This window comes from Hyphomicrobium sp. MC8b, from assembly GCF_905067615.1.
Lineage (GTDB): Bacteria > Pseudomonadota > Alphaproteobacteria > Rhizobiales > Hyphomicrobiaceae > Hyphomicrobium_B.
Map to the genome: position 1 here is coordinate 3,224,349 of NZ_LR898465.1, position 14,762 is coordinate 3,239,110.

Annotated in this window: 11 protein-coding genes; 7 read left to right on the plus strand and 4 right to left on the minus strand. The window is 60.7% G+C overall.

The genetic code is table 11. From position 1 onward, the window contains the following. Positions 1 to 51: 51 nt before the first annotated feature. Entirely contained in the window at positions 52 to 285 is a 234-nt protein-coding gene (locus ACLB1Z_RS15655) for a hypothetical protein (RefSeq protein WP_409560662.1), read from the plus strand. On the opposite strand, the gene ppdK is transcribed toward ACLB1Z_RS15655, so the two are convergent. After that, positions 282 to 2,993: a pyruvate, phosphate dikinase gene (gene ppdK / locus ACLB1Z_RS15660; protein ID WP_409560663.1), complete on the minus strand. Its 2,712-nt coding sequence runs from the start codon at positions 2,991 to 2,993 to the stop codon at positions 282 to 284. The two genes, ACLB1Z_RS15655 and ppdK, sit on opposite strands and share 4 nt — an antisense overlap. Positions 2,994 to 3,139: 146 nt before the next feature. Here ppdK and ACLB1Z_RS15665 point away from each other — a divergent pair, with 146 nt between their 5' ends. Together ACLB1Z_RS15665 and ACLB1Z_RS15670 are read left to right on the plus strand one after the other, a co-directional pair. Next, positions 3,140 to 4,543 (plus strand): dipeptidase, encoded by a 1,404-nt coding sequence (locus ACLB1Z_RS15665; protein ID WP_409560664.1) that lies wholly within the window; start codon positions 3,140 to 3,142, stop codon positions 4,541 to 4,543. A 57-nt stretch (positions 4,544 to 4,600) separates the two neighbouring features. Further along, on the plus strand, positions 4,601 to 5,581 hold the full coding sequence (locus tag ACLB1Z_RS15670; RefSeq protein WP_409560665.1) for a ribonuclease T2 family protein: 981 nt from the start codon (positions 4,601 to 4,603) through the stop codon (positions 5,579 to 5,581). A gap of 77 nt (positions 5,582 to 5,658) precedes the next feature. On the opposite strand, the gene ACLB1Z_RS15675 is transcribed toward ACLB1Z_RS15670, so the two are convergent. Further along, positions 5,659 to 6,414: a hypothetical protein gene (locus tag ACLB1Z_RS15675; RefSeq protein ID WP_409560666.1), complete on the minus strand. Its 756-nt coding sequence runs from the start codon at positions 6,412 to 6,414 to the stop codon at positions 5,659 to 5,661. 197 nt (positions 6,415 to 6,611) lie between these two features. Further along, positions 6,612 to 7,409, minus strand: coding sequence for a TorF family putative porin (locus ACLB1Z_RS15680; RefSeq protein ID WP_409560667.1), 798 nt, complete (start codon positions 7,407 to 7,409; stop codon positions 6,612 to 6,614). A gap of 383 nt (positions 7,410 to 7,792) precedes the next feature. On the opposite strand from ACLB1Z_RS15680, the gene ACLB1Z_RS15685 reads away from it, so the two are divergent. The 3 genes from ACLB1Z_RS15685 (at position 7,793) to ACLB1Z_RS15695 (ending at position 11,549) form a co-directional block, all read left to right on the plus strand. Beyond that, a complete protein-coding gene (locus tag ACLB1Z_RS15685) occupies positions 7,793 to 8,533 on the plus strand; it encodes an SDR family oxidoreductase (protein WP_409560668.1) in 741 nt (246 codons plus the stop codon). A gap of 212 nt (positions 8,534 to 8,745) precedes the next feature. Next, positions 8,746 to 10,065 carry a glucosaminidase domain-containing protein gene (locus ACLB1Z_RS15690; protein ID WP_409560669.1) on the plus strand — a complete coding sequence of 440 codons (1,320 nt, stop codon included), beginning with the start codon at positions 8,746 to 8,748 and terminating at the stop codon, positions 10,063 to 10,065. A gap of 35 nt (positions 10,066 to 10,100) precedes the next feature. Then, the gene (locus ACLB1Z_RS15695; RefSeq protein ID WP_409560670.1) at positions 10,101 to 11,549 is read left to right on the plus strand and encodes a hypothetical protein; all 1,449 of its coding nucleotides are present in this window, start codon (positions 10,101 to 10,103) and stop codon (positions 11,547 to 11,549) included. Between the two features lie 21 nt (positions 11,550 to 11,570). Here the strand turns inward: ACLB1Z_RS15695 and ACLB1Z_RS15700 are convergent, their stop codons facing one another. Next, entirely contained in the window at positions 11,571 to 12,605 is a 1,035-nt protein-coding gene (locus ACLB1Z_RS15700) for a hypothetical protein (RefSeq protein WP_409560671.1), read from the minus strand. 134 nt (positions 12,606 to 12,739) lie between these two features. Between ACLB1Z_RS15700 and uvrC the strand changes: the two genes are divergently transcribed. Continuing rightward, a complete protein-coding gene (gene uvrC, locus ACLB1Z_RS15705) occupies positions 12,740 to 14,731 on the plus strand; it encodes an excinuclease ABC subunit UvrC (protein WP_409560672.1) in 1,992 nt (663 codons plus the stop codon). The last annotated feature ends 31 nt before the right edge of the window (positions 14,732 to 14,762 follow it).

A 14,762-nucleotide genomic window follows, 5' to 3' on the forward strand; every position in this document is an offset into this window, starting at 1 on the left:
CTGACTGTGGTAGAAACTCTGAGTCTCGGGCGCGGGTTTGGGAGAATCGGCATGTCGATGGCAATGCAATGGATCGTGCTTTGGGGCGGGATCGCAATCGCAGCCTCGGTCTTTGCGGCCGTCCTCGCAGGCATCAAGAATCGCGATCTGTCGTACTGGACAGCGTGGAGCTTCCTGGTGCCGCCGTTCGCACTTTGGCTGCTGCTCTTGCCGCGAAACAAGGGTCCGCGGCCGCGCCGGCCGACACTCGATGAAATCGACAGGCACGAAAACGGGCCGCTCTAGGACGCCGCCTGCTCGCGCCGTTTCCTGCGGATCGCTGCCTGTGCTGCTGCCAAACGCGCGATCGGCACGCGATACGGCGAGCACGATACGTAGTCGAGATTGACCGTTTCGAAGAAGTAGATCGACCTCGGATCGCCGCCGTGTTCGCCGCAGATGCCAGTCTTGATGCCTGGCTTGACGGACCGGCCGCGATCAACACCGATTTTCACCAATTCGCCGACGCCGAGCTGATCGATCGAAACGAACGGATCGGTCGTGATGACTTCGTGCTCAAGGTAGTTCGATAGAATTGGCGCGGCGTCATCGCGCGACAGGCCGAGCACAGTCTGCGTCATGTCGTTGGTGCCGAAGGAGAAGAAGTCGGCCCCTTTCTCGCCTGCAGCGATATCGGCGGCGCGTAACGCCGCGCGAGGCAACTCAATCATCGTGCCGACGGCGTAGGGAATGGTGACGCCCGTCTCCTCTTCCACGGCCTTTGCAGTCGCCGTGATGACGTCGCGCAGAATATCGAGCTCGCGACGATAGGCGATGAACGGGATCATGATTTCGGGATGGACCGCGTCGCCCGTTTTCTTCTGCGCATTGATCGCCGCTTCGAAGATGGCGCGCGTTTGCATACGCGTGATCTCAGGAAACTTGATGCCGAGACGGCAGCCACGGAACCCAAGCATCGGGTTGAATTCCTCAAGCTCGGCGACGCGGGCTTTCAGGCGCATCAGATCCATGCCCAACGCGGCCGCGACCTGCGCGGCCTCGCGATCTTCGTGCGGCAGGAATTCGTGCAGCGGCGGATCGAGCAAGCGGATTGTGACCGGCAATCCAGCCATGATCTCGAACAGCTCTTCGAAGTCGGCGCGCTGGACGGGAAGCAGCTTGTCGAGTGCCTGCTGTCGGCCCTCTTCGTCTTCCGCGCAAATCATCTCGCGGACGGCAAGAATGCGCTTTTCCTCGAAGAACATATGCTCGGTACGGCAGAGACCGATGCCTTCGGCACCGAACGCGCGGGCCTGACGGGCATCGCGCGGCGTGTCAGCGTTGGTGCGCACTTTCATGCGTCGCGTCTTGTCTGCCCATTCCATGACGGTCGCGAACGTGCCGGAAAGCTGCGGCGGCAGCATCTTGGCTTTGCCCGCGTAGACGCGGCCGGAGCTGCCGTCGATCGAGATGATGTCGCCGGATTTGAAGGTACGCGAGCCGGCCCGCATGGTGCCGGCGTTGGCATCGATGCGAAGGGTTCCGGCGCCAGAGACGCAGGGCCGGCCCATGCCGCGCGCGACGACGGCGGCGTGGCTCGTCATGCCGCCTCGCGCCGTCAAAACCCCGACGGCTGCGTGCATGCCGTGAACGTCTTCCGGGCTCGTCTCGGAGCGCACGAGGATGACGTCGCGGCCCTTAGCCTTCAGCGCTTCGGCCATTTCAGAATGGAAAACGATTTCTCCGGATGCGGCACCAGGAGACGCGGGCAAGCCTTTGGCGATCAGGTCATGGTCGGCCGACGGGTCGATCGCGGGGTGCAGCAATTGATCGAGCTGCGCGGGCTCGACGCGCAGAATGGCTTCATCCTGTGAGATCAGGCCTTCTGCCGCCAGATCGACGGCAACGCGGAGCGCGGCTTCCGTCGTGCGCTTTCCAGACCGCGTCTGCAGAATCCAGAGCCTGCCGATCTGGACAGTGAACTCGACGTCCTGCATGTTGCGATAATGGCGTTCCAGGCGGTCGTTGATGTTCTTGAGTTCGGCAAAGACGTCGGGCATCGCGACTTCTAGCGACGTCTCGGCCTCACCGGCTGCGCTCTTTTTCGTCAACGCGTGCGGGGTGCGAATGCCGGCGACGACATCTTCACCCTGGGCATTGGGAAGATACTCGCCGAAGATTTCTTTCTCGCCCGTCGATGGGTTTCGCGTGAAGGCGACGCCTGTCGCGGAGTTGTCACCCAGGTTGCCGAAAACCATTGCCTGAACGGTGACGGCGGTCCCCCAATCCTCAGGAATGTCATGCAGCCGGCGATACGTCTCCGCGCGCGGATTGTCCCAGGAATTGAAGACGGCGGCGATGGCGCCCCAGAGCTGCTCGCTGGTGTCCTGCGGAAACGGCGCGCCGTGCTCGCGCTCTATCGCGGCCTTATAGTCGGCAATGATTTCGTGCCAGGCTTCGGCGTCGAGGTCGGTGTCGGCGGCGAAGCCGTTCAGGTTCTTGAAATTTTCGAGAATATCTTCGAACGCACCGTGATCGACACCCAGGACGACGTCGCCGTACATTTGAATGAAGCGGCGATAGCTGTCGAACGCGAAGCGCGGGTCGCCAGTCAGCGCGGCGAGCCCTTCGACCGTTTTATCGTTCAAACCGAGATTGAGGATCGTATCCATCATGCCGGGCATCGACGCACGCGAGCCGGAGCGGACTGAAACGAGCAGCGGCCGCGTCTCGTCGCCGAATTTGGCCGACACGGTCTCGCCGACGGCGTCGAGCGCCTGGAGCACCTCGCCTTTCAGCTCTTCCGGCAGCTGGTGGCCTGCGGCAAAGAAAGCCTTACAAACCTCGGTCGTGATCGTGAATCCGGGCGGCACGGGGAGGTCGAGTGCCGCCATCTCGGCAAGATTGGCACCCTTACCGCCCAGCAGTTCGGACATCTCGGCGCTGCCTTCGGCCCTTCCAGGTACGAAAGCGTAAACCCATTTCTTTTTGCCGTCGGCGTTCGGCTGTGCCATCAGACCTCCGATGCGGTCTTTTTGCTGCCCATCATTCCTTTCAGGAGTGATGGGCGTCAGGGAGAGGTGCCATAGCAAATGAGGCCCCGCATTCCTAGCGCCGCCTCATCCTGCCCCGCTGGCAACACGTCGGAAAGTCTGTCGCAATGAGCAAGCTCGAAACCGTTCTCGATACCTTGGGCCAGTCAAAATCGGCCGGACTTGACCGATTGTTCCAGCTTCTGCGCATCGACAGCATCTCGACCGATCCCGGCCACAAGGCGAGTTGCCTCAGGGCTGCGGAATGGTGCGCGGCGACGTTAAAAGACATCGGCTTTGCGGAAGCCAAGGTTGTGCCGACAAGCGGCCATCCGATGGTCGTGGCGCATGACCGGCCGAAGCGCGACCCCAACATGCCGCACGTCCTGTTCTACGGACATTACGACGTGCAGCCGCCGGATCCTCTCGACCTCTGGAAAACGCCGCCGTTCGAGCCGCGGATCGAAAGCGATCCCGTCAACGGCGAGGTGATCGTGGCGCGCGGCGCAGAAGACAACAAAGGTCAGCTCATGACCTTTTTCGAAGCGGCGCGGGCCTGGAAGAAGGTCGCGGGCGAATTGCCGATCGCCGTCTCGGTGTTGATCGAGGGCGAAGAAGAGTGCGGCTCGCCGTCGCTGCCGGCGTTCCTCGCCTCGCACGGCGATGAACTCAAGGCCGATCTCGTTCTGGTCTGTGACACCGGACAATGGGACAAGGACACCCCTGCCATCACGACGATGCTGCGCGGACTTGTCGGCGACGAACTCGTCATTATCGGACCGACGCGCGATCTGCATTCGGGCATCTACGGCGGCCCCGTCACGAACCCCATTCGCGTGCTGGCGAAGGTGATGGCCGCACTCCACGACGATACCGGCAAGATCGCCGTTCCGGGATTCTACGACGGCGTTCAAGAGCCGACAGCAGAGCAGCTCGCGCAGTGGCAGGCACTTGGCGTGCGCGCGCAGTCGTTCCTCGGCTCGGTTGGATTGTCAGTGCCTGCAGGCGAGAAAGGCCGCTCCGTCATTGAGCAACTGTGGTCGCGCCCGACGCTTGAATTCAACGGTGTGACGGGCGGCTACCAGGGCATCGGCTCGAAGACCGTGATCCCGGCGAAAGCCTCGGTGAAGATCACGTGCCGATTGGTGTCCGGCCAAGATCCCGAGCACGTCATGAAATCGATCCGCGATTACGTCGCGACGCTTATTCCAGCCGACTGCAAGGCGACCTGGCTCGGCCATCACGGCTCAGGCGCGATCATGTTCGATACCAACGACCCGACGATGCGCGCGGCGGCCAAGGCGCTGGAAGAAGAATGGGGCAAGCCCACGGTGCTGATGGGCAGCGGCGCCTCGATCCCGATTGTCTCTTCGTTCCGCGATGCGCTTGGCATGGACAGCCTGATGGTCGGCTTCGGATTGGACGACGACCGCATTCATTCGCCCAACGAGAAATACAATATCCGAAGCTTCGAGAAGGGTGCGCGGAGCTGGGCGCGTATTCTTGCAGCGCTCGCCAAACCTGGTACGTGAGGCTACCGAAACCGTCCGCTCACGCCGCATCTTGCGTGCGATGTCAGAGAAAGAGAAATGCTCAAACCTCATTTATTTCTGACGGTTTTAGTGCTCGTGGCTCTCGGCGCTTACTTTGCCCACTTTATGAGCGAGCGGCCCGAGATATATCCGTTGCCCGGCCGCACCGCCGACGGTGGCAAAGGAACAACAGGATCCAGCGCCGGTACGAGCGGCAACGGAAATTCCAATCGCTCCGGCCGCGATGCCCGAAACAAACAGGCGTACAACGACGACGACCGTTGGAACGAGAACTCCGACGACGATAGCGATCAGCGAAACGTTCCGGGCCAGTTCGATTACTACGCGCTGGTTCTCTCATGGAGCCCGACCTACTGCTCCGACCAGGGACGCGATGACGACACGCAGTGCAATCGCCGCGACGGCCGTCGCTACTCGTTCGTGTTGCATGGTCTCTGGCCACAGTATGACAGCGGCTATCCGTCGAACTGCCGCCTGCCGAGGCGGCCGTTCGTTCCTGATCCCGTGATCAACAACATGCTCGACATCATGCCTAGCCGTGGCTTGGTCATTCACGAGTACCGCGCCCACGGGACATGCTCGGGTCTCAACCCGATGCAGTACTTCGCGCTGGCACGCCGCCTGTTCGACGGCATCAACATTCCTGAGCGCTTCAACAATCCGTTTGAGTCGCAGATCTTGTCGGCGGCCGACGTCAAACGGGTCTTCCTGCAGGCCAACCCTCGATTCAGTCCCGATATGATGACCGTCGTCTGCGGCGGCGCAGGTGGCATGCTGCGGGAAGTGCGGCTTTGCCTGACGAAGGACGGCGCACCGCGCCGTTGCGGCCAGAACGAAACGCGACGCAATCTCTGCACGGCCAACCAAGTCTTCGTGCCGCCAGCCCGCTCGACGGCGCGCAACTGGCAGAACCAACAGCAGATCCAGTTGCCGACGCCCCCGGGAAACAATGCACAAGGCGGCGACCATCTGCCGGGGCCGCAGATGAATTACAATTACGAGCGCAGCACGCAGTGAAGCTTCGAAGGTCGTGTGATTGGCGTCGGCCAACGAGGCGCGCCGTGCCCTTTCCCGCTCTCCTCGCGTGGTCGCCGTCAGGCAACCTTGCGAATGCGCTCAGGCCGCCAGGAACGCGGTGCATCGGCGATCCAGCCGACGCTGGTCGGCGCTCGCAGCGATTCGATCGCCATAGGATTGATGCTCCAGCCGCCGGAAATCGCGGAGACGTGCTCTTCGGTCGGGTAGAGCTGTAGCTCGCCGCCGAGGTCTCCGTGGCGGTCGCGGATGCCCCTGATTTCGATGAACGACAGGCCGAGCTGGCGTTCTTCTTGCGACAGCTTGCCGGCATTCCAAATCACGCCCCCATCGCCAACCGCAAAGGCCCGGACGCGCCGGCCCTTTTCAAAGCGCGCCCAGGCGTAGAAGTCGATGATCGGGAATGACGCGAAATACTGAACGGCTGGGAATTCGATCGCGAGATGCCGAAGCAGCGGCGTCATCTTATCGATAAACGACTCACTGGACGGAATAGGAAGCGACTCGGCAGCGACGAGCGTCCAGCCCTTGATCGGCGGGGCGATGAAAACGAGCCCGTTCGAGATCTCCGAATCGTAAATTGCACCGACGCCAGAATTCCAGTTGGCAGGCCGAAGCCGGACAAGTCCGAGCGCCGCCGCTACGGCCGCCCGATCGTTTGATTTGATCGCAAGCCAAGCCATATCGTGCCCGAAGGCGCGCGGTCGGTCTGGATTATCGGCAAGGCGGACATGATGCGGCACGAGCCGCGGCACGATGATGGTCGCGGCGGCAATAGTGGTCAGAAAAACGAGAGCAATGACCGTTAGGAGCACGGACCGGACCGCACGATGCCAGAAACCTCACTACAATCTCTGAGCTGAGTTGCGGCAATTCTCAAGCGGCCTTGAGCAATTCGCTTGGTGAAAAACATTATCTGCATAAAGAGCAATCCCGCCACAAAATGGAACCGGAGCCCTGAGGAAGGCTCCGGCCATCTGCGACGGGATTAGGGTCTGTTTTACTTACGTGATTACGGGAGGTTTACGCCAGCCGTGAAGACGAACCGCGAGTCGGCCAGATCGTTATCAAAGCCGTCAGCAGCGTTCTTGCTGATGTTCGTATCCCAGTACCGGAAGTCCATGAAGTACTTGTCGACCGACAGCTTCAGACCAGCGTTCCAGTAGGTGTAATCCTTCTGGCCCAGACCGACGCCGATGAAGTCGGCGCTCGTGGAAGACATGCCGGTATCAGTATAACCGACAACGCCGCTGACAACCGGCGTGAACATGTAGAAGTTCGGCAGCGTGTAGGACGCGTTGCCTTCGATCGTCCAGGTTTCGTTGTAGTTGCCGCCCTGATCCGGCGTGTAGTACAGCGTGAGACCGGTCGTAAAGTTGGTGATCGGCGTGATAGACGCCGCGGCTTTAAGTTCGAGGTAGTCGCCGTTGCTCGAGCCAGGGATCGAGTTGTTCGGATACGTATAGTACAGGATACCGAAGTCCCAGTTGACCGGACCGGTCACAGGACGGACACCTGCGTACATATCCAACTCGAACGGGCCGTACGGATCGGCGATATTCGAACCCCAGAAATCCAAGTACCAGGTCAGGTTAGGATTGCCGTAGGTGAATTCGATAAACGGCTGGAAGGCCGGATCTTCGTTCGTGAACGAGATACCACGGAACATGTAGTCCGAGGTGCCCGAGATGGTGATCGAGTAGCCGAACTTGTTCGCCCCGTCGTCATCGGCGAGCGCTGCCGTCGACATGCCCAGCGCGGCGACAGCCGCCACGCCTGCAGCGCCCAAGAAACTTCTGATATTCTTCATAAGACAACCCCCGTCCCAGATCTGCGGCTCGCAACACCCGCTCTATTGCGGACAACGCGACTCTCAACCGCTCTGAGATTAGGAAAACTTTTTTGATGGGACCGCACAAGCGATTAGGAGCAACACTGTGTGACTTGCCAGGCGTATGTTACCTGTGTGCAACGCTGCCGAGAGAAGAAGCCTGTGCGTTGTCGATATGCCTTGAAATTAAGCACGTCAGTGCTGTGGCAAAAGCCAACTTAAAGGCACCTTGCAAAAAGCAAAAGCAAATTGAACACCAAATGAGAAACTATCTGAACACGCTTCGCTATGACGTCTCGTCAGGAATTATCTGTGGCAGTTACAACGCACTCAGTTTCGCTCGCACATAAGCCGTCAAAGACATGAATCACCCCGACAATCCCCCCGGTACCGTCCTCATTACCGGCGCGGCGCGGCGCATTGGACGTGCGCTCGCCCTCGATCTTTCGCGCGCGGGATGGACGATTGCGATTCATTACCGGAAATCGGCGCCAGCGGCCCTGCTGCTGGTCGAGGAAATCGAGTCGAACGGCGGCCGTGCGCAAGCGTTTCAAGCCGATCTGATCGATTCAGAAGCGCCACGCGCCCTCGTTGCCGACGTCGAGCGCGTATTCGGCTCGCCGACCGTGCTTATCAATAACGCGTCCGAGTTTCTGCCCGACACGGTTCAGAATCTCGATAACGCGACTTGGGATCTCCACCTCGGCATCAATCTCAAAGCGCCGGTGTTTTTGGCTCAAGCGATTGCCGCGGGTCTGCCAGAGGGTTGCGAAGGAAACATCATCAACATCATCGACCAGCGCGTTTGGAATCTGACGCAGGACTTCTTTTCCTACACGATCTCGAAGGCGGGCCTCTGGACGGCGACGCGAACGCTGGCGCAAGCGCTCGCGCCCCGGGTTCGCGTGAACGCCATCGGTCCCGGCCCCGTTTTGCGCAGCATTCACCAGACAGACGATGATTTCGAGCGCGAGAGCCGATCGACATTGCTCGGGCGCGGCGCCTCTACCGATGAGATCGCCGCCGCCGTGCGATTCATTCTTGCGACGCCGTCCCTCACCGGCCAGATGATCGCCCTCGACGGCGGACAACATCTGACTTGAGGCACAAATAAGCCCGTCGTTGCGCGGCAATGCCCCAGCCCCGCCGCAATGTCACCGCGCGCTGTTCTCATTACTGCCCAAATACTTGGCGACCTTTGAATCGGGTCCAAATGGGGGGCTCATAAACACTTTTTTAACGTTAAGCGCCTACGAACGTTAATAGTTCTGTTGGGCGCCTCGACAGGGGGTGCCGCGTGCAAATGGGTGTAACCATGCTTCGCCGCGTTCGGACGCCTTTTGCGTTCGCTTTGGCTGCAGCCGTGCCACTGGCTGCCATGTCGCTGCCTGTAAAGGCTGCGGGACTTCCTCAGGTCGAGATCAGCGCAAAGAACAAGGTCCCGGTGTGCGCCACGCCTGGACGCTTGATGGGCTTTCTCGAAAGCCGCAATCGCGATCTCGATCCGAAATTTCAGACGATTGCCGCTGATTACATGCGGATCGGCAACGAGCTTAAAATTCGCTGGGATATCGCTTTCTTCCAGATGATGCTCGAAACCGGCAACCTGACGTTCAAAGGCGACGTCAAGGCGACGCAAAACAACTTCGCCGGCATGGGCGCCACGGGCAAGAATGTGCCCGGCGAAAGCTTTCCGAATGTCGCGACGGGCGTCGAAGCCCATCTGCAGCATCTCTTGATGTACGCCGGCGAACACATCGACAATCCGGTCGCCGAGCGCACGCGGAAGGTTCAGGAGTGGGGTATTCTGACGGACTGGCAGAAATCACTGCACGGTCCTGTCACCTACGATCAGCTTGCAAAGCAATGGGCGCCCGGCTCGCGGCGCTACAGCCGCGAAATCGCAGGACTCGTCGAAGCATTCTACGGCAGCCCATGCCGCGGGCCTGATCCGCAGCCTGAACTGATGGCCCTCGCCCAGCCGGGCGGCGGCGCGAAGGTTGCCGCGCAGACGCCGCCTGCGGACACCACGTCAACGCAAGTCGCCTCGGCCGACGACAGCTCGGCTAACACGGGTCCCTATATTTCCGGCGCGGCACTCGCCAAGCGCGCGGTAGAAGAAGCGCGGAAATCCGGTTCGTTCGAGCGTTCTGGCCTCGGCGCTGAATCGCTGATCCCGCCGGCGGATAATGCACCCGCCGTCGGCGAACCGGCCGCCAATACGTCGACAACGTCGTTCAAGGTCATCAACGCCTCGACGTCGTCCGACGATGAAGCCGCGACTGCTGATACCTCTGCTCAGGTCGAGCCGTTGAAGTCGAAGACGAACAAGAAGCAGTCTGCTGCCGCGAAAGTGTCCAGCGGCACCAAGACCGCGATGATGATCCCGGCTGCAGGCGTAAAGCCGAAGTGCAAAGTCTGGACGGCGAGCTACGGCGGCGGCCACTCGGTTATTATCCGCGCCAAAGCGGATGCGCAGGAAAATTATACGGTGCTTGACGTCAACGAAGGCTCCGAAAAACGCGAGGCTGCAGCCTACATTGCAGCGTACGCGAAGGGCGGCGTGACCGTTGGCGAATATTCGAACCCATCGCAAGCCCTCGATAAGGCCTTCGAACTCTGCCCTGACGGTTGATCGCGAAGAGAAACCGTCGCAGAGGGCCTTATTTGATGGCGACACCAAAGCCGCTTCCATTCCGGAATCTAACCGCCGCCCTGGCATCGGCACTGTTCGTCCTGACGACGAGCGGTGCCAAAGCCGCGCCTCCGATCAGGACGAGTGCGCAAAATCAGGTTCCGGCCTGCGTCACTCCGGAACGCCTCATGGCTTTTGTGGCCGAGCGCAATCCGCACGTTGACCCGCGCTTCCGCGAAATCGCGCGCTGGTACAAATATTTCGGCGAAGGCTGGCACGTGCGGTGGGACTATGCGTTCTATCAGATGGTGCTGGAGACGAACTATCTGTCCTATCGCCGGGGCGATGGACAGCGCGGCGACGTTCGTGAAAACCAAAACAATTTTGCAGGCATCGGTGCGACCGGCGGCGGCGTGCGCGGCGAGCGCTTCGCGGATGTGAAGACCGGCGTACACGCGCAGATCCAGCATCTCGTCGCCTATTCGGGCGAACGTCTCGCGGCGCCGGTTGCCAAGCGGACACGCGAAAATCAAGACGACATCATCAAACTCGCCCAACGGCTCGGACGGCCGGTGACGTTCGGCGATCTCGCGCGCCGATGGGCTGCAGACCGCGCTTACGGCAAGTCGATCGACATTGTCGCCGGGTTGTTCCGTTCACGCTATTGCGACCAGCCGGCGCAAGCAGCGGAAAGCGATGTACCGCCGCCTGCACCGTTACAGATCCGGCGGGAATGGCGGTATCCGTTCCGGCCGCCGTCCGGACTTGGCGGACCAGTACCCGAAGACGACAACGCCGGGCCCGAAGTCCCGCCCCTGGGCGTGAAATCGAAGAAACAACCGGCTGCACCGGTCCATCATGCCCATCCCGCCGCGGTGGCTCCGAAAAAGCCCGCGGTGAAAACCCCGAAACATGCACTGAAAAAAGCGAAAGTTCGCAAATTGGCGCGCAAGGCGAAAAAGACTTCGCGTGTCACGGCCGCGGCTCATACTTCAACGTCGGCTTGGGTTGCAACGACCGAAGTCACGCACGAGACGACTATTGCCAAGGATGGAGCGGACGCTGCTCAAGCCGTGGCTCCCGCGCCGCCAGCGACAGAGCAAGTTGCAGAGAACAGCGAAAGCTCAAGTTTCCTGCCGTGGCTGCCCACGTTTCGCATCGCGCCGGAGCCGCCCCAGCCGTCACGTCTCGGCGGTCCGCTCCCGGCGGAGCTTGGCGCCGCGGCGAAGGCCGCGGAAAACGCGCCCGTAGCGCACTGCAAGGTTCTGACAGCGAGCTACGGCGGCAAGAAAACACTGCTGATCCGCTCACGCTCCGGCGATGAAGTTCAATACACGGCGCTGACGATCATGGACGGTTTCGAAAAGCCGATGTTCGACGCCTACGCCCGCACGGAAGCGGTCGGTGCCGAGATCGTCGGCGAATATGCGTCACCGGAATCGGCGCTGATCGACGCCAAGGTCAATTGTCCTGAGGACAAGTGAGGCGCCGTTCGCGCGCCCGTTTTACGGCGTCGATGTCGGCGCCAGATACTTAAGCGCGGCGGTTGATGCCGCACCGCCTATGACGCAGGGAATGCCGACCTCAACCTGTCCCAGCGCACCGGCAGCCACACAGCCGAGCGCCAGCACAGTCTGCCCGGCCTGCCCCCACCAGTTGTAATTGCGAAGGCTCTCAGGACCCTGAGCTTTGAGCTGGTCGATCGACGCCAGTGCATCCTTGCGCAGCTTGGCGAGCTCATAGGACTCGGCCGCGTCGATCACTTCGGCAAGCGGCTTGCGCAGTTTGGGATCGACGTCTGTCGAAATCTTTTTCAGCATTCGCAGCAAGTCATCGTTGCGAGCGGCGTTTTGCGCCAGCGTCCACTTCGCCATCGCGCCGATTGTCAGATAATCGACCTTGTCCTTATCGAGCGATAATTCGAGCGCGGTCACGATGCGCCGGACTGGCGCTTCCCAGCCGGTCGCGAAGTAATAGCCCCAATTCAAATCGATAACGCTGGAGTCATCCTTGATCGACATCTCCGTCAGCGTCGGCTTATTGCCGTAGAGATACTTTTCGATCAGCACTCTGCGGGCCGGCATACGCTCGACGTATTTCTTCAGGGTATCGCGCCAACGCGGCAGGCCAGAATACGCGATGCCCTTGATCACGAGCACCTGATCTTCCGGCGGGAGCGGAAACATCTTCGTTATCAGTTCGTCGGCGATCTTTGGGTTAGCGCCCAGCACGCCGGCGACGAAGCCGATGTAGACGCCGGACTGATCAGTATCCCTCGTCACGCCGAAATCCGACATTGCCTTCACGGCTTGCGGCAGGCGTTGAGGATCAGGATCCTTGCGATAGTCGTTGATCCACTTGAGAAGCTCTTGCGAATTCTGAAACGGCTTCTGAGACTTGCCTTTCGTGTGTTTCGCAACGGCGGAATTTCTAGCAGGTCCGGCAAGTGTGAAATCATTCACTTTCACGGGTCTCGCCAGCGCGAACGCCGGCAGGAAAATGAACCAAGCTAGGCCAAGAATGGCGATGACGCGACGCATGACACCCCCCTCGGCGCATCGTTGTTCCCTGAACTTTCAATGAAATTGGACACCACGCCCTCGGCATGGTGATTTTGTGGCGCAGCATGCAATGCCTTGCTTGACCTTGGCGGCGGCCCAATTTTAGGTGCGCCATGACCGAAGAACCCGCGACATTGACATCCCCCCCGGAAACGCCCGCAAAGACAGGGCCCGAGGTCATTGCGGCCTATCTCAAGCTGCTGCCGCAGAGCCCCGGCGTATATCGAATGCTCGATACAGACGGCGAGGTGATCTATGTCGGCAAGGCGAGGTCGCTCAAAGCCCGCGTCTCGAATTACGCCCGTCTCAATGGCCATACGAACCGCATCGCACGGATGATCCTTTCGACGGCGTCGATGGAGTTCGTATCGGTACGCACCGAAGCCGAGGCGCTTTTGCTTGAGGCGAACCTCATCAAGCGCTTCCGGCCGCGCTTCAACGTGCTGATGCGCGACGACAAGTCGTTTCCTTACATTCTCATCAGCCGGGACCACGGCGCGCCGGCCGTCATGAAGCATCGCGGTGCGCGCAACCGCAAAGGCCGATACTTTGGACCGTTCGCGTCCGCTGGCGCCGTCAGCCGCACCGTCAACATGCTGCAACGCGCGTTTCTGCTGCGCTCATGCTCCGACAGCGTCTACGACAGCCGCACACGGCCGTGCCTGCTCTATCAGATCAAGCGTTGCTCGGCGCCGTGTACCGGAGAGATCAGCCTCGACGATTACGGCCGGCTCGTCGATGAAGCGGAAAGCTTTCTCAGCGGCGAAAGCCAGACGGTCCGCGAGATGTATCAACGGTTGATGGCGGAAGCCGCAGAGAAGCTCGAATTCGAGACCGCCGCGACATATCGCAATCGTCTATGGGCGCTGGCGCATGTCACGGCCGATCAGTCGATCAATCCGGAAGGCGTCGAAGAAGCCGACGTGTTCGCCGCCTACCAGGACGGCGGACAGACATGCATTCAGGTGTTCTTCTTCCGCACCGGACAGAACTGGGGCAATCGCGCCTACTATCCGAAAGCGGATCGCTCGCTGAACGTCGAGGACGTACTCGATAGCTTCATCGCGCAGTTTTACGACGATAAGCCCGTGCCGCGCCTGATCCTGATCTCGCACGATATCCCGAACCGCGAACTGCTGGCCGAAGCGTTGACGACAAAGGCGGAGCGCAAGGTTGAAATTCGCGTGCCATCACGCGGCACCAAATCGACGCTCGTCGAACATGCGCTTGCGAACGCCCGCGAAGCGCTCGGCCGAAAGCTCGCAGAAAGCTCGTCGCAGGCGCGTCTGCTCGAAGGTGTGGCGGAGCGGTTCTCGCTTGCGGCCGTGCCGCGCCGCATCGAGGTTTTCGATAACAGCCATATCTCCGGCACCAATGCCGTCGGCGGCATGATCGTCGCGGGGCCGGAGGGGTTCGTCAAAGGCCAGTATCGCAAGTTCAACATCAAGTCGCCGGAGACAACGCCGGGCGACGACTACGCGATGATGCGCGAGGTCCTGACGCGCCGCTTCAAGCGCATTGCGGAAGCCGAGGTGCTGGACGAGATCGAGACCGAGGTCGAAGAGATTGCCTCAGACGTCAGCGGAGGTCCGCTTTCGCCCATTGTCGACGATCCGGATGACACCGCAGATGAACGCGCGTTTCCAGACAAGCCCGATCTCGTCCTGATCGACGGCGGCCTGGGGCAGCTTTCGGTCGCGCGCGAAGTCTTGGCCGGCTTCGGATTGCACGATATTGCATTGATCGGTGTCGCAAAAGGTCCGGATCGCGATGCAGGTCGCGAACATTTCCACATTCCGGGGCGCGACCGGCCGATCATGCTTGAAGCGAAGGACCCGGTGCTCTACTTCGTGCAACGCCTGCGTGACGAAGCACATCGGTTTGCAATCGGCACGCACAGGGCGAAGCGTGCGAAATCGCTCGGCGCCAATCCGCTCGACGAGATCGAGGGCGTTGGTCCCACGCGTAAGCGGGCGCTTCTGAAACACTTCGGCTCGGCCAAGGCGGTGTCACGCGCCGGTGTCGAAGACTTGAAGGCTGTCGATGGAATCTCGGCCGATATGGCCAAAAAAATCTACGACTTCTTCCACGAACGGGCGGGATAGTCGCGGGAACTCTTTAAAGGCTAGCCAGCTG

Excerpts from the sequence above, each read along its gene's own strand:
- ACLB1Z_RS15655 (WP_409560662.1), top strand. The coding sequence starts at position 52 with ATGTCGATGGCAATGCAATGGATCGTGCTTTGGGGCGGGATCGCAATC.
- ACLB1Z_RS15690 (WP_409560669.1), top strand. The coding sequence starts at position 8,746 with ATGCTTCGCCGCGTTCGGACGCCTTTTGCGTTCGCTTTGGCTGCAGCC.
- ACLB1Z_RS15670 (WP_409560665.1), top strand. The coding sequence starts at position 4,601 with ATGCTCAAACCTCATTTATTTCTGACGGTTTTAGTGCTCGTGGCTCTC.
- uvrC (WP_409560672.1), top strand. The coding sequence starts at position 12,740 with ATGACCGAAGAACCCGCGACATTGACATCCCCCCCGGAAACGCCCGCA.
- ACLB1Z_RS15685 (WP_409560668.1), top strand. The coding sequence starts at position 7,793 with ATGAATCACCCCGACAATCCCCCCGGTACCGTCCTCATTACCGGCGCG.
- ACLB1Z_RS15695 (WP_409560670.1), top strand. The coding sequence starts at position 10,101 with ATGGCGACACCAAAGCCGCTTCCATTCCGGAATCTAACCGCCGCCCTG.
- ACLB1Z_RS15680 (WP_409560667.1), bottom strand. The coding sequence starts at position 7,409 with ATGAAGAATATCAGAAGTTTCTTGGGCGCTGCAGGCGTGGCGGCTGTC.
- ACLB1Z_RS15700 (WP_409560671.1), bottom strand. The coding sequence starts at position 12,605 with ATGCGTCGCGTCATCGCCATTCTTGGCCTAGCTTGGTTCATTTTCCTG.
- ppdK (WP_409560663.1), bottom strand. The coding sequence starts at position 2,993 with ATGGCACAGCCGAACGCCGACGGCAAAAAGAAATGGGTTTACGCTTTC.
- ACLB1Z_RS15665 (WP_409560664.1), top strand. The coding sequence starts at position 3,140 with ATGAGCAAGCTCGAAACCGTTCTCGATACCTTGGGCCAGTCAAAATCG.